This window comes from Bradyrhizobium sp. 195 (assembly GCF_023101665.1).
Lineage (GTDB): Bacteria > Pseudomonadota > Alphaproteobacteria > Rhizobiales > Xanthobacteraceae > Bradyrhizobium.
Genome location: NZ_CP082162.1, coordinates 448,128 through 469,544, shown reverse-complemented (window position 1 = coordinate 469,544; position 21,417 = coordinate 448,128). Strand labels below are relative to the sequence as shown.

At 58.3% G+C, this 21,417-nt stretch carries 17 protein-coding genes; 7 read left to right on the top strand and 10 right to left on the bottom strand.

Annotated elements, in window-relative coordinates; translation table 11 throughout:
* Positions 1–1,580 precede the first annotated feature (1,580 nt).
* From IVB26_RS41080 to IVB26_RS41070, 3 genes are all read left to right on the top strand, one after another.
* Complete coding sequence (locus IVB26_RS41080) at positions 1,581–2,099, top strand: flavin reductase family protein (protein WP_247973555.1); 519 nt, start codon at positions 1,581–1,583, stop codon at positions 2,097–2,099.
* A gap of 808 nt (positions 2,100–2,907) precedes the next feature.
* Positions 2,908–3,117 (top strand): cold-shock protein, encoded by a 210-nt coding sequence (locus IVB26_RS41075; protein WP_016839772.1) that lies wholly within the window; start codon positions 2,908–2,910, stop codon positions 3,115–3,117.
* Positions 3,118–3,339: 222 nt separating this feature from the next.
* Complete coding sequence (locus IVB26_RS41070; protein WP_016839771.1) at positions 3,340–3,579, top strand: hypothetical protein; 240 nt, start codon at positions 3,340–3,342, stop codon at positions 3,577–3,579.
* 631 nt (positions 3,580–4,210) lie between these two features.
* On the opposite strand, the gene IVB26_RS41065 is transcribed toward IVB26_RS41070, so the two are convergent.
* Positions 4,211–4,456, bottom strand: coding sequence for a hypothetical protein (locus IVB26_RS41065; RefSeq protein WP_247973554.1), 246 nt, complete (start codon positions 4,454–4,456; stop codon positions 4,211–4,213).
* A 450-nt stretch (positions 4,457–4,906) separates the two neighbouring features.
* Between IVB26_RS41065 and IVB26_RS41060 the strand changes: the two genes are divergently transcribed.
* Entirely contained in the window at positions 4,907–5,146 is a 240-nt protein-coding gene (locus IVB26_RS41060) for a hypothetical protein (protein ID WP_247973553.1), read from the top strand.
* 293 nt (positions 5,147–5,439) lie between these two features.
* On the opposite strand, the gene IVB26_RS41055 is transcribed toward IVB26_RS41060, so the two are convergent.
* The 8 genes from IVB26_RS41055 to IVB26_RS41015 form a co-directional block, all read right to left on the bottom strand.
* Positions 5,440–5,658, bottom strand: a complete 219-nt coding sequence (locus tag IVB26_RS41055; RefSeq protein WP_247973552.1) for a hypothetical protein — start codon at positions 5,656–5,658, stop codon at positions 5,440–5,442.
* A gap of 760 nt (positions 5,659–6,418) precedes the next feature.
* Positions 6,419–7,054, bottom strand: a complete 636-nt coding sequence (locus IVB26_RS41050; protein ID WP_247973551.1) for an ABC transporter substrate binding protein — start codon at positions 7,052–7,054, stop codon at positions 6,419–6,421.
* Positions 7,055–7,869: 815 nt separating this feature from the next.
* Positions 7,870–8,325, bottom strand: coding sequence for a hypothetical protein (locus tag IVB26_RS41040; RefSeq protein ID WP_247973550.1), 456 nt, complete (start codon positions 8,323–8,325; stop codon positions 7,870–7,872).
* 1,425 nt (positions 8,326–9,750) lie between these two features.
* Positions 9,751–10,812 carry an IS110 family RNA-guided transposase gene (locus IVB26_RS41035; protein ID WP_247973549.1) on the bottom strand — a complete coding sequence of 354 codons (1,062 nt, stop codon included), beginning with the start codon at positions 10,810–10,812 and terminating at the stop codon, positions 9,751–9,753.
* Between the two features lie 353 nt (positions 10,813–11,165).
* Complete coding sequence (locus IVB26_RS41030) at positions 11,166–12,557, bottom strand: coiled-coil domain-containing protein (RefSeq protein ID WP_247973548.1); 1,392 nt, start codon at positions 12,555–12,557, stop codon at positions 11,166–11,168.
* Positions 12,558–12,561: 4 nt separating this feature from the next.
* Positions 12,562–13,467 carry a DUF6384 family protein gene (locus IVB26_RS41025; protein ID WP_247973547.1) on the bottom strand — a complete coding sequence of 302 codons (906 nt, stop codon included), beginning with the start codon at positions 13,465–13,467 and terminating at the stop codon, positions 12,562–12,564.
* Positions 13,468–13,534: 67 nt separating this feature from the next.
* Positions 13,535–14,713: a cell surface protein gene (locus IVB26_RS41020; protein WP_247973925.1), complete on the bottom strand. Its 1,179-nt coding sequence runs from the start codon at positions 14,711–14,713 to the stop codon at positions 13,535–13,537.
* Positions 14,714–15,296: 583 nt separating this feature from the next.
* Complete coding sequence (locus IVB26_RS41015; protein WP_247973546.1) at positions 15,297–15,932, bottom strand: YsnF/AvaK domain-containing protein; 636 nt, start codon at positions 15,930–15,932, stop codon at positions 15,297–15,299.
* Between the two features lie 488 nt (positions 15,933–16,420).
* Between IVB26_RS41015 and IVB26_RS41010 the strand changes: the two genes are divergently transcribed.
* Together IVB26_RS41010 and IVB26_RS41005 are read left to right on the top strand one after the other, a co-directional pair.
* Positions 16,421–17,362 (top strand): PhnA-like protein, encoded by a 942-nt coding sequence (locus IVB26_RS41010; protein WP_458309399.1) that lies wholly within the window; start codon positions 16,421–16,423, stop codon positions 17,360–17,362.
* 1,181 nt (positions 17,363–18,543) lie between these two features.
* Complete coding sequence (locus IVB26_RS41005; RefSeq protein ID WP_247973545.1) at positions 18,544–18,744, top strand: hypothetical protein; 201 nt, start codon at positions 18,544–18,546, stop codon at positions 18,742–18,744.
* A 349-nt stretch (positions 18,745–19,093) separates the two neighbouring features.
* On the opposite strand, the gene IVB26_RS41000 is transcribed toward IVB26_RS41005, so the two are convergent.
* On the bottom strand, positions 19,094–20,659 hold the full coding sequence (locus tag IVB26_RS41000) for a winged helix-turn-helix domain-containing tetratricopeptide repeat protein (protein WP_247973544.1): 1,566 nt from the start codon (positions 20,657–20,659) through the stop codon (positions 19,094–19,096).
* A 302-nt stretch (positions 20,660–20,961) separates the two neighbouring features.
* Between IVB26_RS41000 and IVB26_RS40995 the strand changes: the two genes are divergently transcribed.
* Positions 20,962–21,084, top strand: a complete 123-nt coding sequence (locus IVB26_RS40995; RefSeq protein ID WP_346732901.1) for a DUF1127 domain-containing protein — start codon at positions 20,962–20,964, stop codon at positions 21,082–21,084.
* The last annotated feature ends 333 nt before the right edge of the window (positions 21,085–21,417 follow it).

Below are 21,417 nucleotides of genomic sequence, written 5' to 3'. Positions count from 1 at the left end.
ACTTCCGAGACGCAGGAACTCACCCAATTCGACGTGAGATAGGCGGCCGCCAGAGGGCGCATTGGGCTGGTGGATGATGAAAGCGTGACCGCTTGCGGGTTCGCGAGCGATGAACCATGCGTCGCCATTCGGGCTCCGATAGAGCTCTCGCCGGTCTGACATATCTCCTCCTAGCTAGCCCCCCGACAATATAAGGGGCGATGGCCGGTTGCGAGAGAGGTATCCGAAACGCCAACATCTTCTGGTCGGGCGCTTGGGAACCTACATGGACTGCCAACGACATCGCGCTAGGAAACGGGACAGTCTTACCGCCGAACTTGAACGCGGAGAGAGCCAAACGAGCGGCGCCATGTCGGCTTCGGGTCAAAAGGCGACTTGGGGGGAAGGCAGTTCTTGGCGAAAAGCGGACTATTCTGGTCGGCGCACGATCACAAGACGCCCTAGCAAGGTGTTCTTCACCTCTGACGGTATTTGAAACGACGCTGCGCTGGATCGGGTATCGCTTTCTTGTCTACGCAGATGACCCGATCAGTCGATTGACTCCGATAGGTATCGAAATCGCTGGCATTGCGGACAGCTCGGTATACCGCCGGCGTTTGTCCGTCAGACGTTACAAATTGTGCTTGCAGATCAATGACGAAGAGTCGTTTGAAATGATAGAGTGGGAGTAGTGCTGCCGGCTGGCATCGCGCAGTTTAGCGTAGTGTGGTCGAGTGTTCTCGCTTCCTTCGCGTTAAAAATTCTGACCGAAGTAGTGAGCTTGGCTTATCCTAGCAGAGGTCCGATATCCATCGCGTCTTCACTGACGGAGTATCACAGCGCGCTCGATCGTACAGGAGGGCCGGGCGCTTAGAGCCTGGCTTGGAGCACCGACAGGTTCTAGTGCAAAGCGCACACTCATTATTCGCCTCGATCGCATTGGCACGACCTAGCTCAAATTGAGCCCATGATGGATTGAGCGAAAGCGAAAACTTTTCAGTTGATTAGAGGCGGCTTGTGCATGACCTGTGCACCCGGCACATCAAAAAAATCTCGTCACAGCCAACATGAGCATCTTATGGCGCATGTGCAGGTCCGGATTTCCGAGGGCAGGAGGCCGGCGAGTGCTTACGAGCAGTGTCAGTTGTTCGAAGGGGGACAATCGCGAATCGTGGGTTTGACTCCCACTCTCTCCGCCATTTGCGCGAGTTTGCACGCCAAACTGCGATTTCGTGCGATTTCGTAAAGGGAAATGCTCGGGAAATTGAGGCGAGTGCCGATACGTATGTTCAAGCGCAAAGAGGTCATCCCAGCTGCGTTGGGCACGATCATCCGCTCTCATGCTTACTCGATCGAATGAACCGGCCGCCGTAGTCACGTCATAGCGCAGCCATCTGGCTGCAACTGGGGGAGCAATACGATTCGTCGCGAGGCCGAGCGCGACGACATCGCTTCTATTCCCATAAAGCAATACTCCCTATAGCCCTGCCCCCAATGGCGCGGTGTTTCCGGCCGCGACAAACTCGTCCCAACAACAAGAAAACATCTTGGCCGACGCGTCGGAATTCCGGCGTCGCGGGAAAACACCATGGAGACAAAAAATGCTTGTGCAGACAGATGCTCCGTCTTTGCCCGGCAGTGCGCTTAGGAACGGGCACTTCCAAGCCTCCGTTCAAAATAATCTTGGGCGAGCAAGTGCAGGCGAGTTCCGTGAAGCTATGTCCCGCATTGCTTCATCCGTTTCCATCGTCTGCACTGATGGCCCTCAAGGCATCGCAGGCTTTACCTGCTCGGCCGTGTGCTCCGTGACGGACGAGCCCCGCACGATCATGGTGTGCGTCAACCGCAAGAGTGCGGCCAACGCGATCATCAAGGCGAACGGTGTGCTCTGCGTCAGCAGCCCTGGCGCCGATCAGATTGGGCTGTCGCAGATGTTCGCAGGCGTCGGTCGGGTCCCAATGACCGAGGGGTTTGCCGGCCCGAACTGGGCCGTGCTCGCCACCGGCTCACCGTACTGCGTGACCTCACGCGTCGCTCTCGATTGTCGAGTGGCCGATATCCGCGAAATTGGCACGCACAGCGTCATCTTTGCCGAAGTGCTCTCCACCGCGCATGCCTAAGCGGACTTATAGGCGCTCCCAATCGAATCAGCGGATTGAAGGACCTCCGATCATCTTGGACAATCGCTCCACTGCCCGAAGACCTGCGAGTCCATTCAAGGCCGTTCTTGCTCGATCCGTCTGTGAACATTACCCTAGGTCGACAGACGCCGGGTCGGTTGGGGTGCGCAAGGCACGCGAGTTCATCGACTTCTGGGTTGAAAACAGCGTTAGCCCCGCAGAGCAGTTCCGGGCTCCTGGAGCCTTTCAGGACGAGGCCGAGCTTACCAGCCGTCTTGTCGCGGCAGCAAAGGAGCAGGGCACCTCGGAACCGACTTGCAGACCGAGCTCGGGGAAGTTCGCAGCTACGTGAGAGACAAGCTCTCGGAGGCCAACCAGGCCGAGAGCGCTCGACTCGGCCGACGTGTAAATTAGCGTCTGGCTTCTGACAGGAACGACTCGGCGCTCCGTTGATTGAGATATCGGTCTGTGGCGCGATACCTGGACCCCGCTAGGTTTTTCGTCATCCACTCGGAACGGCCCATCGTCCGACGCGCGTTTGGCGATGGGCCGGTTCTCGTAATGCCACCTCGTCGGCATCGTCACAACGCATTCGTGCAGCACCGTGTGTGCACCGCTGGCTTTCTTCTTGAAGTCTCTCAACTGCTAGTGTATTGCCTCATATATCGATACTGGCCGAACAACTGTTCCGCTTTCGCCTCAGATCCTGACGGCGCGCACGTTTCAGACATTCTCCAACATCGACTAACCGGACGACTGGCCGCAACTCCGTGCGCCAGGTCCTGCGCGCATACGAAAGGAAGACCTGATGAACACAGGTACAGTGAAGTGGTTTAACACCCAAAAGGGCTTCGGCTTTATCCAGCCATCAAACGGCAGCAACGATGTTTTTGTTCACATCAGCGCGGTCGAACGTGCCGGTATGGGTACTCTGAGCGAAGGTCAGACGCTGTCTTATGACGTCGTCGCAGACCGTCGCACGGGCAAGTCCGCTGCCGAAAACCTTCGTGCTGCTTAGTTAAGAGCGCGACAGACCTGTCGCTCTAGCCACGGATGTACTGGTAGCGCTTGTGGTCCTGCCCCGCTCCCGAGCTATCGGGGCGGGGTTTTTCATTCAAGCAGGTAAAAAGATCGAAAAGCGGGCGCCACTGTGGCTTCCTTGCCTGTGCCCGGTGACTACGTCAGCGTGTTCACCAGCCGCATCGGGAACGTGATTCCTCAGTGCCACGCAGGAGACTCAATGAGCATAGTTAAACGTCATCTAGCCGAGCAAGAAGAACGCCTGGTCCTGATCGAGGAAATTTGTATCGATACAGGAGCGCTTGTCTTGGATACTGCCACAGACGAAGTCTACTTCTCCGCGGACGAAGCGGCTTACAAGAACGCATACGTCACAGTGTTCCAAGCTTGGGCAAAGGGCACGATTAAGGGCACTGCGGAACAGATATTCGAGGCTACAAAATCCATTCTTGAAGACTAGCAAGACCGCTCGATAGAGCCGTAAACGTCGAGGAAAATATGTCATACGCCTATAAGCTAAATGAAGAGGTTCGGCACCACGCTCAAGGTCCCCAAGGACGCGCCGCAACTGAACTGCCAAGGATCTACACGATCGTACAGTGCATGCCGATCGAGTCCGATGGACGAGTAAGATATCGCATCAAGTGCAGGTCCGAGAACATTGAGCGCGTCGTTACGGAAGATCAGCTTTCGTATCTTCACTGATCTCCGCGAGAATGGCGCCTTGGTTGAGGAGCTGGAATAGTACCAGTGAGTCCGGACCTTCAGCCACGCCAAAAGCACCGGACTCGCACCTGAAGGGGTCATCGAGTCACTTCGCGTAACCCTGTGATCGGAGCCAAGCGATCCGACGCTCTCCGTTCATCCAATCGTCAATATCGGCTTTGCTCGTGAAGCCCGTAATCTCTCGCGCTTCTGCGCCCGGGTACTCGGCGATGATAGCCCAGTCGCCCTCGGATTTACGAACTGGTTTGAAGTTCACTTTTATTTTCGCCATGCCGAATTATGTAGGAAGGCGGCCGAAAAGGGAACCCGGTTGTGCCATGTTCGGCCTAGGTAAATAGCAGACGTTGCCCCCCTCCGAGGATGCCTTAATCTGGAGCGATCCTGTAAACATCGCCGGGTTCGAGGTTGAGTTCCTCGAACATCCTTTGCTGCTTTTCAGTGAGAACCGCCGTCACAACTTCCGCTGTCCAGCCTTCGGGAACGGCAGCGAGAACCAGCGTCAACGCCTGACTGGGCTTGGCTAGGGCCAGCCACATCTGCCTCGTTGGCTGGGGCGAGTCGTCTGAGGTCACCTCAACGATAGTGAACGAATTGCCGAACGACTCTGCCATCAATGGCTAATCCGGGGACATGCCGAGAGTTGCAATAACTAGCTGGGTCGAGGAAGTCGGACGGGGCCGGCAATCAACCTGTACGTGGGCACGCAAGCGGTGTTCCATGATTCCATGGTCGCGCCGCAAACCGAGCACTCGAAGCTGGCGATCTGCCGGCCCGGGGCCATCGCCTCAGTTCGGCTATAGACCGCGCCACACCGACAGGTTCGGTAATGAGAATCGGACATGTCCGTTTATGCGCCCGAAAGGCAAAACAGGCCACTACGAAAACGAACTAGGCCGTCGAGGCCGGAAATTGGCTGCTGCCCGTGAAGCTGAAGGTACAGGCCGCAACCGGAACGTCTGATAGCAAAGCCTGGGACGCTGTGCGGGGTGCCACCTTGCCCCGAGCCCTGCATCTAGTTACGCTCCAGGCGAAGCTCAATTCGATGCTGGCAGAGACTTCACATGCTTACGACGGCACGCGAGTACATTGATTTTTGGATTGAGAACAGCGTTCACGCCGCGGGGCAATACGGGACGCCGGGCGCTTCACAAAGTGTGGACGTATTGGTTGACCGCCTCGTTAGAGGCGCCAAGAACCAAAACATCACGCGAGCGGCCATTGAGAAAGAGGTTGGTGATCTAAAGCAGTACATCAGGGAAAAACTAGCGACTGCCAACCGGACTGAGCAGGATCGCCGCTAGTGACTTCGACGTGCGCCTTAGTTCCAGAGCCGATGAAGTCGCGTCTGTCTTAGCTCCGATCACGAAGGGCAGTGCGGGCACAACCATGGCAATGCGAGAGGAAATAAAGCGAGTGATACATGCTGCGACGCCAGGTATGTCGCAGCAGCTCTACTCAACACTGCTGGTGTTAGGCGAGCTCCTAAGCAACACACTCGACCGAATTGATGAACTCGAGAAGAAAGCCAACGGTCAAACGGCAGCTCTCGGCCACTCTTCCTGCTCTGAAATGTAACCCTCGCCGTGGGGCCGCCTTACCGCGGGTCCATCTGTTTAGACGCAATCTCGGCAATGGCGAGGGCGTTCAAGGGACCGGACGTGCCGATCTCAACGACTCTCTGCGCAACGATCTCGCAGACCGGATCGCTGCGATCCACCAAATTCAACTTGCGCAAGGTGAGATTGAAGGCCAGTTCAATAACGTGACGTTGCTCTGGCGTAAGATTGTCCGAAATTAGGCGAGTGATCGGCATGTTGCCGCCCCCATTGTTTGAGAAGGGCGGGAGCGCTACCGGCGGTCTCATCACCGATAAATACCACGGGCTGTTCGGTGATGACGACAGACTGCGCTGAATTTAGGTGTGGCGTTGTATCATTTGATATTGCAGATGCGATTTTTTAACTCATGACGCGGACAACCGCCCACGAGATACAGGCGTATCCTGCCAGCAGGCGATCCAAACAAGGATCGCAATGAGAACCAGTCGCGCTTCTCAATTTGAGGCGCCATTTCGAAAATCGAGAATGGCACGCACGCAGTCCAGAACCAATTCAGTTCAATCAGCACCGTCTCCTCTCGTTGTCTGCTTGGTCAGAAATCCTTCTGCAACTTGTCGTTGGTCTGTTTGGATAATCCAATACCACGACTATCGCCACAGGGCACGACAATGTCGGTGATGGGTCAAAATCGGCGATGCAGACCGCTGCAATCAGTTTCCGCTCCACAGCCGACAGCTGACGCCCCAACGAGCATTCCGCTGGGCAGCGATGGGCCAATTGCCGAAATAATCGAAGCTCATTGATAAGCCTATCAGCTTGAAGGAGGACCGCTTCTGGTCTGGACAAGTTCAGCAACTTTGCAGTCTTGAGGTTAAGCACCAGTTCAGACATGGTCGGTTGTTCGACTGGGCATTTCAGCGGGAACGGCGCCTTTGAATATTCTATCCACATACTGCGCCGAGCGCCGGAAATATGATCGATAGGCTGGGACCGTAACTTGGCAGCGCACCCGCTTCAACAAACTCGCTGATCTGATAGATTGGGGATCGGAGCTGCGTTGGCCAGATCGACAATTTTCAGCCGAATTGGATCGGCTAGGACGAACAGTGCATCGCACCGTTCCTTCCATATAACCTGAAACGCGCGCTCCAGGCCGGCTGGAGTCTCCGCAACAATGGGAGTCCAACAGTATGCGCGGCCGCGTGTGATACCCTCATAAAGTCGTGGGTGGGTGGGATTTGACGACATCAAGATCGCGATCTTTCTGGCAGATGGAAGAATGGTGCTGATCACGTCAACGATCTGGGTAGTGGTGTCGCCGTACATGTTCGCTAAGCCGATTATATTGCCTCCAGGACGAGCGAAGCTTTTCACAAAGCCGGACCCGATCGGATCAGTCGCAGGGTCATCACAATGGGGATGGTCGATGTTGCTCGGTGCGGCGGCAATCGCCGCCCTCGCCACGGTAACAAGCACATCGGGATGGAGTGCGATGAGCTCGCTGACCAACGCGGGCAAGCGGTAGTTTCTTCCCTCAGCCTGCCGCTTGTCGATGATCAGGTTCTTGCCCTCGACATAGCCGAGCGCGTTCAGCTCCTTTCTGAATACTTCAAACAGCTTGAGGTCGGAGCCCATGATGAAGCCGGGCATCTTCTGCCCAATTCGTGCAGTTAGCCGAGCTTGCAAAATTGAGCACACGCGCTCGGCGAAAGTAATGTTCCGCGCAAATCCACCCAGCGCCAGCTCGGGGTTTTACGCTAGAAAATTCAGGGTGATATCGAGATTCGGCGAAGCGGCGACAATTTCAGGCCGGTATTCGCTGACTTCGCTCAGCCGTCAAGAAGGCGAGCGCCCTCCATCTAATTGACGGCGCCGCAGAGCCGAACGTGAGTTCAGTTGGTCCACGATACCTTCAAGCTCAAGACACATGGCATCGCGGCATCCCCGAGCCACTGCCACGAGCCACGATTGATCTCGATTGACTTGACGAAGGATCTCACTAGTGAGGGCGCCTCGGAGCTTGATGCGTCAAGAATCGGGTCGCGAAGCGCTGCACAATTGCAATCCCCCATAGCCGTTCGAGCTGGTAAGCTGGTCGAACAGAATGGCCGGAAACATACTTCGTGTTTACTTGGACAGTTAGCGAGGGCCGACAATGTTTGATGTCTATCGCAATGGAACGCGCGACTTGCTCGTTCTAATCTCAGGCTCCGCGGTACCTGGCGGTTACTCCGCAAGCAAGTGGGCCCAAGAGCAGAAGGTGAATTCTCAAAGGAAAGCGACGAGATTAAGTTAATCGTTCAGCAACAGGGGTATTACATTCGAAGGTTGGGCCTCATGGGTCAGCTAGTCGAGCGTAGCGAAAGGCACCGCGAGGCGACAGCGGGCCAGATCCGAAAGTCTGAATAGGAGCCGCAGTCAAACGGCGCCCGACTCCATAGCCGTAGGAGCAGGTCGGTCGCGGCTTAGCGCGACCAAGGCCACGCGAATGACGGTTGCGGTTTTATAGCTTGCGGCCTGGCAATTGGCGCCGGCTTCGGCGGCTGGGCAACATTGGCCGACTGCCGCGGACGTGGCAATGGTACTTCCTGCATGACCTTTGGCTTTTCTGGGATCGCGTTCGTAACTTCAGGCATCATCTCCTTTGGCGCCGAGGCGTTGGCCGTGGCGCGGGCGAGTTGCTCCTGGTTTGCGTTGAGGCGATCGGTGAGCGTTTGACTTTCGCGTGCCATCTGGATCTGGATCCCTTTGACGTCGTCGATGACACGGTTGTTACGTGCGAGTTCTTCCCGGCCTGTCTTGAGTTGGCGCGCGACATTTTCATTGTCGTGGACCAATTTCTCTTGCGTCACGTTAAGCTGTTCGACTGCTTGCCTCAAGCCAGCGAGATCGCGCGTCATCGACTGCAGCTGCTGCGTCAAGTCGGAAACCAGAGCGATTGCAGACGGCGCAGCGTCTTTCGGCGCCGCAGCTTCTCGGGGGCCCCGCGTCAGAGGTGCAGAATCCGAAGGGGCTCTCATCGCCGGTTGAGCGGAGGACGACCACCACCACCAAGCAGCAAAGGATACAGCCAACAGAGAGCAGACGAAAGCCACGGGGGGCTGTTTCGTCGATAGATGGTTCGTTGCCGGTGCCCGAGACGTCTCCATGGTCGGCTGGACCGAGGGACCGTCTTCCGCTTTGCGCGCCAGGTGCGAAAGCTCCTCCGCGATCTGCCGTTCCGCGACGCTGTCGTCCCGCGTGGAAGCCATTTGGTGCTCCATATGAACCCTTGACGAGGGTGCTGAGTTTCGTTGTTTAGCACAGTTTTAACCTGTGCACTCGGGCCCGGCGCTGCGCGCGAAGGCGCCATCGGCAAATGAGTCCGATCGCCGAAAGTTCGAGGCTGATCGAGGCAGGAAAAAGCGCCTAAACTGAGCCCAAATCTTTCGCGCTCGCCGGTCTATCGCTCTGTTCAGGGCGCGTTGCTCGCGCAGTCTACGACTTTGATTGTCCACGGACGACGATGCCGAGGTTCGAGCCAAGAAGCTTTTAGGTGCACATCCTTCTGTTGAGGTCTGGGCGAGGCCTCGCAGAGTCATCTCCGGTTAGTATTTGAGAATTCGGATAGCTTAATGAGCCAAGCCTCGTCGGCAGCAAAGGGGCTCGGTACCTTACCTCGCAAATTCGGAAGCACATTTGGGCTCTTCGGCGTCAGCCATATAGGTCCCGCTTTCGTGACGCTTGAGTCAGCCTTGCTGGACTGCGTACTTGATGCCGGCCCGAACTCTGGGCCGCTGCCTTTCAGGGGTGGAGGAACGGCGCGTTGGTAAGCGACGAGATTAGGTCAACCGTTCAGCGGCAAGGGTATTACGTTCGTCGCTTGCAGGTCACGAAGAATGGTTCGATTTAGTTCGAACTCATCGGGCCGAATCTGCTGATTTGTGGAGCTGTACTGGGTCCGCTCCGGAACGCCAAATCGGCCAGCGCCGAGGCCGCTTTGGGTTGATTGCGTCATCCCGCGGCTTTGACTTCCGGTCGGCCGCGCCGAGCGGACATTTTCAGCGTCCAGTGGAGGGTCTCAAATGGGTCACAGGTGCTCTTGGCAGGCTGGGCGAAGGTCAGCAACGGGCCATGTGTGGACGGCTCCGGGTTGGCAAGAAGAATCTTCACGTCGCAGTATTGGTCGGAGCAGCCATGTGTTCGGCCTTTTCGCGCGGTACACGTGACCGCTGGCCATAATGCCCTCCGCGGATCAGGTCCCGGTCAACAGCACGCATTCGATGATGCCCTGGCCCGTGTGGGTTGTCCTGATCGCCGGATCGACCGGCACTGCATTACGTGCTGTTCGCCTCCCAACCGTTACGTCACGCCGGCGATGTCGGCGCGATCTCGTTTAGGCGCGCCAGCGCGGCCGGCTCCTGATAGCGTTCGTTCCTGGCCATCATTGCCCAAGCCATCCTGGCGAGCTTATTGGCGAGCGCAATGGCGGCAACCTTGGTCGGCCGCCGCGCCAGCAGTCCAGTGAGCCAAGGCCGGTGGCCAGTACCATGGATCTTGGCATAGCGGATCACGGCGAGTGCGCCAGCCGTGAACAGGCTGCGCAAATAACGGTCGCCTTGCTTACTGATGCTGCCGAGCTTGTCCTTGCCCCCGCTCGAGTTCTGCTTTGGTACGAGCCCGACCCACGCTGAGAAGTCCCGCCCCGATCGAAAGGCCTTGGGATCAGCAATACTGGCAACCAGCGCTGTTGCCAGCGCCGGCCCGACGCCCGGGATCGCATCCAGCCGTTTGCTCGTCGCATTTGAACGATGCCAGGCGATGATGCGGCGGTCAAACTCAACGATCTGAACTTTCAGGGCGCGCAATTGACCACCGAGAGCAGTAAGACATGCTCGGGCCACCTCGGGCAGACGATCGTCGGCTGGATCAGCGACAACTTCCAGCAATTGCTCGACACCTCGGCGCCCGACAGGGGCAACGATCCCGAACTCGGCAAGATAGGCACGGATCGAGTTGATCACTGCTGTCTGTTGACGGATGAAAAGATGGCGCCCTCGATGCAGCATCAGGCAGCTCTGCTGCTCGACTGTCTTGGTCGGCACAAATCGCATGTTGGGTCGCGTGACCGCTTCACAGATCGCCTCCGCGTCCATCGCGTCGTTCTTCTGCCGCTTGACGTAGGGCTTCACATAGGCCGGAGGCATCAATCGAACCGTGTGCCCCAACGCCTGCAGCTCGCGCGACCAATAGTGCGATGATGCGCAAGCCTCGATCCCCACCAGGCATGGCGGCAACTTCTGGAAAAACGCCAAGACGTGGCGGCGCCTCAACTGACGGCGTACGACCACTTGGCCGGCTGCATCAACGCCGTGCACTTGGAAGACCGACTTCGCAATATCAAGACCAATCGTCGAAATTGACTGCATAGGCTGCTCCTCCGAATCGTGGGAGCCTCAAAACAGCACCCACTCCTTGGCACTCTCGTGCCGGTGGAGGAGCCGTCCACAGCATCACTTGCGGACATTGCGTCACCCAGCGCCTGCACCAATAAAGGAGCGAGCGGAACCACTTTAGCGTTTCTCTCCGCTGCGATCTGAGGTCGTTCCGAATCTCGGAGGCCTGCCTTAAGGGGCCCTTTTCAAAAATCGGCCATTTGTGGACATGTGAAGATGAACGGTTGCCAACAGAGCCAACCTGGCCCCCGCCTCATGATTGGGTTGCGGCTCGGTGCCGCCGCCGCAGCGAGTATCCGCCTCCGTTCTTCCGCCTTCAAACGGGATCAGAATGATCCGCCCGTCCTGAAGTCGCCGTCCCCAAAGGACCCTCCGGTCTCAAAACCATCCGGGGGCGGGATCGGCAACCCTCCGCCAAAGCCCGAGTCCCATGGGCTTGGCCCATGATGGAAGCCATCACGTAGAACCTGGCCCAGTATCGCACCTCCAACGGCGCCGGTCAGGATGCCTCCAAGCACGTTTCCGAGCGATGCCTCGTTGCCGAACGTACCGTAAGGCGTGTCGTAGCCTTGATGCCTTAGTTGCTCCCATTGTTGTTCGACTGTCGCGCGGCGCTGAGCAAGCTCCTTGAGCTTCTTGTGAGTCTCTACCGCCTGGCGAAGCGCTGAGTTCATCAACTTGTCTGTAGACTGAATCCGCCGGACGATCTCCTCGTCCTTGGGGGTGGGCGTGCGAGTAGCCTCCTCGTAGAGTTTGTGCAGGTCTTCGCGCTGGTCGGCGGTTGCCAGCAGCTCGACCGCATCACGGTAGGGAGCATCCCCCTCGAGGATCGATGCATCATAAGTTCGGTCCTGAGTAGCGAGAGCCTCCCGCGCTTTGGCAAGCTGGGCTTCGCGGTGGGTGACCAAGTCGCGTGCCTTTGCGACTTTAGCTTCAGCGCCCTCGGAGCCTGCTTCTACGAGCGCCTTGCGCTCCAAGGCCTTCAGGTTAAATCGTTCTTCTTGCAGCTTCTCGATAATCCTCCTGGAATGGTCGCGTAGCCGCTCAGGGATTTCGTTAAGAAGAGCGTAATTAGGTCGCGCCTTGTCATACCGGACTACGCCGTCCACCAGGCGGTCCATGTAGCGGGTGAACGGGTTCGCCTTGTAGGCGGCGGTCCCGAACTTCCGGCTCCACAGGTACATGAAAAGAGGATCGGATTCGTAGGGACGGCGCTTCTCCTCCCGGTCGGCTTCCGCCTGTATAGCCTTCTTCTCGGCTTGCTGGGCTTGTCCGGTGATCTCGTCAACTCGCGCCCGCACAGAAATCCACTCGGCGTTGATGCTGATCTTGGCCTCGACGCTCCTACGAATCGTCTCGGCGTCGGCCAGGGCCCGTTGCAGATCATCCAAGGCAGCCTGCCGCTCGGCCTCCGCTTGCCGCACCCGTTGCTCGGCTTGGTGCCGCCGCTCGGTCAAGCGCTGCAAGGCTTGCTGTCGGCTCTGGAGCAGGCTGATGGCCTCGCGCTCCGCGCTATCCAGTTCGCCGACGACTTGGTTCTGTCTGATTGCGTCGAGCTTCAGCCGTGCGAGTTCGCGGAACGCTTCCGTGCGCTGGAGTCGGAGGCGGCCCACGTCCTCAGTCGCCTTCGCATATGCCCGCTCAACCTGCGCCTCCTGCTGGCGGGCCTTCTGAATGAACTGTTCGATCTCGGCAAGCGCCTGTCTTCCGGATATCATTGCCTTACCATTGCGTGATCGCCCCGCCGAGAACCGGCAACTTGTAATCCACGTCGAGTTGGCCGCGGCGCTTCTCGCCAAGATTATTCTGCTGCACGATTCCGTCGTCGTTCTTGTCCCGCTGCACCTGCATGGCCGTCGCCTCGCTCACACGCACGCCCCACTTTGAGACCTCCACAGTGCGGCCGTCCTCTTCGCTCGTCACCGGGAGCTTGAGAACGCGCCCGTCGGGCGTGACCGGTTCAACGATCAAATAGTAATTTCGGCTAGTCGGACTGCGTTGCGGTATGCGCCAGACGCCGGTCGCATCGCCTGGTCGCGAAACGATACGCAGAACATATTCCCGGCGCAGCTCCGTGCGCAGCATGTCGAGATCGTTGGCGGCCTTGCGTGCTCCATCGGCGTCGCCGCGGGCAATGGCGGCTTTTCCGTCCGCAAGAAGGCCGTCGGCCCTTTCCCGTGCTGCCGGCACCTTCGCTTCCCGCAGGAGATCCTCATGCTTCTGCTCCAGGGCCGCCGGCAGTTTCTCGGCCAGATCGACCCTGGTACGCTCCGCTTGGGCCTGCTCCTGCGCTGCCCGTCGTTGTGCCGGCTCGACTACGCCGAAATGGTAGGCGCCCCAGCCGAACGCCAGCAGCGCCAGGAGAGACAGTACACGGCGACCGATGCGGCCACGATTGACCCAGGAGAGCGCGATCGTGCGGGAGAAGCTGGCTGGAGGCGGGGTGTAGACGAAGCGCTGCTCCTTGAGGGCCTGCACACCCTCGACCAGAATACGGTCGGGCACTTCGATACCCTGTCCGTGATAGATCTCGCGCAATCGCTTCAGGAGCTGGGCGTCCCGCTGCTCTTCGCCCAGCTCTCGACCGACGAGATTCTCCTGGTGACGCAGCGTGTCGACGACGTCCATCGCGAGCATCACGTCATTGAGGCTCGACGGAGCCTTCAAGGGCTCCCGCCCGATCGATGCAGCTTGATCAGCCATTGGCCGGCAATGCCTGTCCTTCCGCTACGAGGCGTGCGATGCGGCGCTTGCCTTCTTCGACCGCGTCACGGATTTCGGCCGAGTTCCGAGTCGCAAGCTGTCGCATTTCCCCAATGATCTCCTGCGAGCGCTCCTGAAACGTGATCACGGAGTCTACGAGCTTCTTGACCGCATCCGCGCGGATCGTCGGGCCGTAGCCCGCCTTGATTGCCGCTTCTCCGACCTGATCGCCAATTTCGGCGAGCACTTCGAGACTGCGGGACACGCCCTCTTTCATTTCATTCAGGGTCTGGGTCGACTCATTGAGGCCGAACATGCCCGTGAACGAGGCTTTCAAAGCCGTGAAGACGGAATCGTTGGTCGAGAAGAAGGTCACGGCTTGCGCGTAGACGCGCTCCTTGGCGTTGGTCATCTGCATCAGTCGCGCCATGACCACCTCAGACGTGTTGTAGCCAATCGTCAGGTTGTCCGAGAGGTCCTTGGCGATCTGGTAGCGTTTCTCCTCGTCCTGGGTGCGCCGGAGTTGCTCGTCACGGGCGAGTTCGAGCCGTGCGCGTTCAGAGACCTCCTGTCCTGTGAAGTTGGCCACGGCATCAGACGCCTTCTGCAACTGGGCTTGAGCGCCCTCCAGCCCCTGCTGGGCGATCTTGAGCACCTCCAGCGCCATGACCTCGGCATGCTTGAGCGCGCCGCGGAAGTCGCGGTAGGCGTCGAGGATGACCTGCTCGCGCTGGATCTGGTCTTTCGTTGAGCGTGTGACGTCAAGATAAACTTGCCTGATCTCGTCGAAGCGATCGGCGACATCGCCGCGAGACAGCTTCATCCAAACGTTGTTGATGCGTTCGAAAAGATCGATCTTCTGGTCTTCCAGCTGGTCGACCATTTTCTTGGTGTCGTCGCGAATGGAATTGAAGGACTCGGTGATCTGACGGTAACGGTCACCAATCTCCATCGCCTGGACCTGCTCGCGGACGACCTCGTTGAAGACGCTGGTCTGGCCCAGAGTGCGCGCGATGATCACGATCCGATCCTCATCGAGAGCGGAGATTTTCTCCAGCAACCCGGCAATCGGAGCCTCTATAGCCTGAGGCGGCGCAATTCCAATTGCCTGCAAAGCTCGGGTGGCTCTGTCAAGATACTGCATCGGCGACGTTGCTACGACGTCAGACATTGGCGCCTCCCGTGGAATTCTTTGAATGGGTTCCTGAACGCGCTCCAGAAAATCGACGCCTACAACAAAGGGAAGCGCTTCCATGGAGAATTGCATTCCCGTCGTCTTAGTTCCTATTGCCCGTCCGGCAGCTGTGGCCGCGTTCAGGGGAACGAGGCGTCCGCTGCACCGCACGAAAGCTCTCGTGGGTCAGAAGCCCCGTCTAGGAATCGCGGGTAGGTGGTGAAGCTGATCCGCCTTGGGTCAGAAGCGGCTCTTGGCAGGCTTCTTCACCTTGGTCGGCCCATCTCCGGAAAGCAGACATTGCGCGAAGGTGAGCAACGGGCCACCAGCGGCAGCGGATAATCTTCGCTAAGAGATGTCAGCCGACGCCGCCCCCACTGCTAAAGTATTGAGAAGCGGGTAAGGGAACGACTCGCGAGCTTTGCGCCTATCTCGGCCGCAAAAACATTCAGCGCATCGTTAAGACACGGCACTTTCCCCCCGCGGTTCAAAAATGTTTGGAGGAAGTGAGGGCGGGACTGCTGCCGCCCCCACGCGTTGCTGCCAAAACATGACTCGCGTGCAGCCAGGGAGGCGGAACCTAACGTCCAGATTTGTCGATGTCGGCTTTGGTCTTCTTCACCGTATCCGCGATCCTTTCGGTACGCTCGGTCGCTTCTTTGCTAACGACCAGTTCTTCCCCGGCTCGAACGTCTTTTTGGACCACGGGCTCCTCATGCATTTCTCGAACTTCGTATTCGCGTTCGGTCGGCTGCCCTGTCGGAGCTCCCGTGGCTGGACGGCGCCCGATGACCGTCCGTTCATCGCGCAGCCGCACGTCCTTTTGCACGGGCTCCTCGACCACGTAAGTTCGTATATGCTTGACCGTCTCAGTGGCTCGCTTGCCGACCTTCAGTTCTTCTTCGGGTAGAGGTATGACTTTCTCGCGTTCTGCGTCTTGAGCACCATATCCTGTTTGTCCCGTCGCGCTTCCTGGTAGGCCGCTTCCGACTGCCGTGGAGCTATCGCTATTTTCTTCGTGGATCTCCACAGGACTGTACTGCTGTAGCATCCCTTCGATACGGTCGAGGTCAGCCATCGAAGGAGAGTCCACCAACACTGACAAGGCCGCACCACCTTTTGCCATATGGCCCTCGTAAACACGACGGTCGGCCTCCGGCACATCACTTCCAAACAGCCAGTCCCAGATGCTCTCTTCACCAGAGCTGGCGTTCATTCGTTCAGTGCTTGTTGCCTGCGAAGGCTCCTGATTGCTCAGCCTAACATGGTCTGCTGGAACTCCTGAACCGACCACAGCACGATACGCTTGCTCCGCATTGTTGCGGGAGCTGTATACTGCTACTACGCATTGTCCTTGCATGATTGCCTCCTTTATGGACGTGCGCTCAACGCGAGCTCCGGCGCATCGTTCTTAAATTTTTGGCACACAGTAGTCGCGCACAGAGCCTTCACTGCACTCGGGCATAAGTGGTGCGATCACAAAGGTGGCGTGTGAGGCGTTGGTTTGCACCCGTGTTGCTCGGGGCCAATACGGCCGACACTTTGCTTTCTCGTTACGGTAATTCGTCGGCTTCAGAACCCTATGCACGCCAGCATGCAAAACGCGTTGTATCGCTTACTAAGGTGGCGGGAAAATTTCGCGGCTTAAATTAGGAACGTCATGATGAAACGCCGGCTTAGCGCTTGAACCTCTCATTCCTAGGTATGGACACCATGGCTTACCCGACCGAAGCGCCTCGCCAGAATCATCGATCTCCTCCGCAGAGGAGTGAAGTGGCTCCTGCCGACGACATACGGACGATCATGCTGAATCAGGTGGCTTGGGGAGCTGTTTTCGCAGGGGCCGTAATCGGGCTAGTCATGCAGGTTATCCTCAATATGGTCGGGCTGGGCGTAGGTCTATCGACGATGGATATCGCTCAAGGCGACGCGCCTAGCGCGGGCTCAATGTCGGTCGGTGCTGGGATTTGGTTTGTCGTCTCGGGAATAGTCGCTGCTGCGCTCGGCGGGTACATTGCTGGCAGGCTTTCCGGCAAAGCCTCGCAATCGACGACAGCTTATCACGGTCTAATTTCTTGGGCGGTCTCGACTCTCACTGTCGTCTATCTTCTCTCGTCCGCTGCCTCCGGCATGATCGGTGGCGCTGTCAGCACGGCGTCCTCGGCTCTTGGTGGAGCAGGCAAGGCCCTTGGCGGAACAGTCCAGACCGCGGTTCAGACCGCATCGCCCTCTCTGAATAACGTTGCCGATCCGATGGCAGCCATCGAAAGCAAAGTACGGAGCGCGTCCGGCGGCCAGGATCCTGCAGCACTTCGCGACGCCGCAATGACAGCTGTTCGAGCGGCACTAAATGGCGACCCAGCGCAACAGGCTGCTGCGAACGATAAGGCGGCGGACGCCTTGGCCAAAGCGCAGAACATTTCTCAAGACGAGGCGAAAGGGCAGATCGCTCAGTATCAGCAGCAGTACAAGGAGACGGCAGCGAAGACCAAAGAGCAGGCAAAGCAGGCTGCCGACACCGCGGCGAAGCGTGTATCGCAGGGCGCATTGTTCGGTGCCCTTGCCCTCCTTCTGGGCGCGCTGGCTGCATTCTTCGGTGGTCGAGCGAGCGCTGTGACTCCGGCCGTTTCCGTCAGAGCCACTTGAGGGGGAGAATAAACAGCGCCCATGTACAACACGCGCAGCTGCCGCAAACCCAAAGCGTCTTACTGCGGCGGTGAACTCGGATTGCCGGCACTCAGGCGATCCAATGGCCGGGTTGCCGCTCGGCCAACACACCGTCTGGTACCTGTTCGCTAAAGAAGCCCAGTCGTGGTCGCAATCAAAGCCAGCTCTGGTTTTGACGAATGTTGGACCTCTCCTTAGAACTCCGGGCGGCGAGGTGTGTGCCACCCCGATCGGCGGCCACATCGGACGTTAGGCTCGGACGTGATGGCTGATCCATAGCCCCGCAGGAGAGTTCTTCCCGAGCCTGCCTTTCATTGCAACTTTTTCCCATCTTTCCCATTAGAGGATCTGGAACGATCAGGGGCCCCACGGGCGCTCGGTTCTACTGTTGGAGAACGGAATACATGAAGTGGGTCAGCTTATCCGTTTTGTCGCGTTGGCCGTTGCATCGATTGCCACACCCTCGGCTTCGGCGATGCCCGCGGCAACACCGGATGCGATTGGCGCCGTTGAATCGAGCGCGATGCAAGTCAAAGGGGGCCACGGTCACGGCGGAGGTCATCGCTGGAGCCGCCGCGGGGGTCGTGGGCATCACTACGGCTGGGGCAGAGGCCGTGGCCACCACTACGGCTGGAGGCACCACCTTCGCTGGTAAAGAAGGACATCATTCATTTGATCGGACAGCGGACATCCACGAGCACAGCTTTTGGGCGCCATTGCAAGATCGCGACTGGTCCATCTCGCTGCGCGTTCTACGTGCTTGTGACTAGCGGGCTTGAATATGCCCGGGGCAAGGTTGGGAGTCAGTTAGATGCTGCGTTCGAGACTGCGACATTCGATCCGCACAACGCTCGATCTAGCGAACGGAGCGCAGGTGAGATCCGCTAGGAGGCGGCTCAACATATCACAGGTTGACCTAGCCAGAATCGTCCGGAAGATCGGCAACTCCCTGACCGCCATCCGGAAGCAAGTTGAGCTGGAAAAGGCAAGGGAAGTTGAAAAATGTGAAGCTGCGGCGAAAGACGTAGTTGCCGTTCAGTGACTCGATCCGCCTAAAGTTCACCTAGTGGATGGAGTATTGCTCACAGGAGTGTTTGCCGCTTTTTTACCTTGCATATCAAATCACGAGCCTGCAGAGCCAACGTTTTTGGGTGCATCCAATGCATGACACGCACCAAGTCAACGCCATGATCGCAACAACGGTTTGCGAGTTTTTCAAAGATCATTCCACCATTCGGATCGCGAGTGAGGAAGCTAAACTGCTGGGTAAGTTGATTGTTGAGGCGCTGAATGGGGCGGGGCTGGAAATCGCCCCCAGTCGTGGAGCGGGCACACCCGACCATCAGACTTCGCAGGATTGACGGTTAGGACTTCGACCGCGGGGCAAGTTCCTTGTACGAAAGCGTGCAGCAGGAACGAAGTGTAGAGCAGCTCCGGCTAAGGCGCCTAATTCTCCTGCTTGGATCATCCTTCTAAAGCAGATTCGAAGGCAGCCGTTGGCCGATAGGAGGCACATCGAGTACGCCGCGTTGCTACGTATTTCAGCTTTGGGTCAAAATGCGAAGAACTCAGGTTGAGCAAATCTAGTCCATTCTGCCGCGATGAGCGGACATCCGCCTGACGAGGTGCAACTTTGCAGACGGACCATAACCGGACTCAAGCGCGGCGCTTGCAGCGCCGCTGGCGCATCGTCTCGTCAAAATCGGATTGCTATTCGGGTAACCCCGATTTCCGGAGCCCCTCGATCAGCAGCTTCGCGTTCGATTGCCCGCCTCGGGCTATCCACCCTGATATGTTAAAAGCAGCGTCGAGTTCAAGGAGATGTGCCGCCGCTTCGCGTGACTCCGGATTCCGTCCGAGATGGGCGTATGCGGACGCGAGGCAGCGGTAAGTCGATGAATAGGAGGGATTCTGACGTAGGGCCTTCTTTCCTGCTTGGACGGCCTCCTCAAAGCGACCAAGTTCAATCAAGGCCATTCCTATCCCGGCAAACACCGCGTGCAACACCGGGTCTACCGGGCTCATGCGTACGGCATGTTCAAAGCTGCGGATTGCTTCCTCAGGCAACCCCGCAATCCTGTAGACATGACCTTTGCAGCTCAAGGTGTGGAATGCATTAGGGTTAAGTGCGACCGCCCGGTTCGCCATTTCGATCTCTGTTTGCCCAGGGCCGGTCACGATCGCCGAGATAAAGCTGGCGGATGCTAACGTGTCTGCGTCACTGTCGTCGATGCTCAACGCCAGGCGAGCAAGTCGAAGTGCTTCCCGGCGCTCGAATTGAGGATCGACAGCAAAGCCGAAGGCGACGTTGAGCGCGTGACAGTTGCCTGCCAGGCCGGCAGCCAGACCGAGCCGAGGGTCGAGCTCCAAGGCGCGATGAGCCAGCCTTATCGCCTCGGCAAAGCCTTCGCGGGTCATCGAACGGAACTCGCGCACGGCCCGGAGGTGAAAATCATAGGCGGTGAGATTCTCCGGTCGCCGCCGCGTCGCCATTGCAATCTCCGTTTGGAGCAGCTTCGGCTGAATGGCGGAGACGACAGCTAGCGTGATTTCATCTTGCAGAGCGAAGACGTCTGTCAGGTCACGTTCGTATCTGTCCGCCCAGATATGCGCCCCTGTAGCTGCATCGATCAATTGTCCTGCGATGCGAACTTTTCCTGCTGCCTTACGCACAGACCCTTCAAGCACATAGCGCACGCCGAGCCCGCGCCCGACCTCTTTGATGTCTACAGCTCTGCCTTTGAAGGTGAAACGCGAATTTCGCGCGATAACGAACAGTGTCTTGAACCGCGAAAGCGCCGTGATGATCTCCTCCACCATTCCGTCGGCAAAATACTCCTGCTCGGCATCACCGCTCATGTTCTCGAATGGCAACACGGCGATCGAGGGCGTCTCGGGTATTGGAAAGGGAGCTGACGTCAATTCCATATCGCGGCTCAAGGTCGCCGCCGCGCCCGGAGGCTGGTTCACCTCGCGGACCGTGCCGATAAAACGAAAACCCTTGCGTGGTAACGTCTTGATCAGGCGCTGTTCCTCACAGGAATCGCCGATCGCGCTTCGCGCGGCATTCAGGCGGGTCGTCAACGCCGCATCGGAGACAACGCGTCCGCTCCAGACAGCGCTGATGAGGTCGTCTTTGCTGACGACGCGCTGCCTGTTCCGGATCAAATAATCGAGCAGGTCGAAAACCTGGGGCGTGATCGACACCGCGACAGCCCCGCGATGCAGTTCACGTCTTTCGGTATCAAGCGTGGAATCCTCGAAAAGATAGCGCAAGCGACCATTCCTTCTCGAGGGCGCCTCCGCAGCACCCTAGTTCACGAAGAATAAGCCGCCGGTAAGGGAAATGTAAGCCACCAGTTTAGCGAGCCGGCGCATCTTGCGGCAACTTCAGCCTAGTGAACAGTCCAGATAGGACACACGCTAAATGAGCACGACGCAGCAGACCACCGCGCGGGGACCGCTAATCGATGGGGGGCACGCTACAGTCCTCTCGAACCATACTGGAACGCCACTTGTGGCGGTAAGAGCCCGCGTTCTTCCACACCTTCCAGCAGTGGCGCAAACGCCAGAAGTTATTGGCCAGCTTGTACGACCTAAGTGACAGGGAGCTGATGGATGTCGGTATCACGCGCGGCGAAATCGATTACGTCGCCACGCACCGAGGCGGCGACCCGAGAGGTATCTTATCCGGCAAATAGCCCCCGGCAGCAGTGGACAGTCGAATTGGGCCCACCAGGCGGGTCGTTGCGCAGGTGCTGACATGCGCTTACGGGTCACAAGCGGCGGTCCGGCGCTCGCATACGGCAGGGCCGATCTTCCCTTAATACCAGACCTCCTGCGCCAGCGACACCGGTCTGATCCCCAAGAGCTCGCGCGATAATCGGGGCGCCGCGCACCCCCCATCTTGCGCGTCCAAAGCCGCCGCACCGCCGAGCCTCGTGACGGCAGGCACCACTCGTAAATTTCCCAAGTGTCGGCTAGTAGGCTCGCTGGTTAACTAGGGCGGGTTGAGCGCCGCACCATGAAAACGC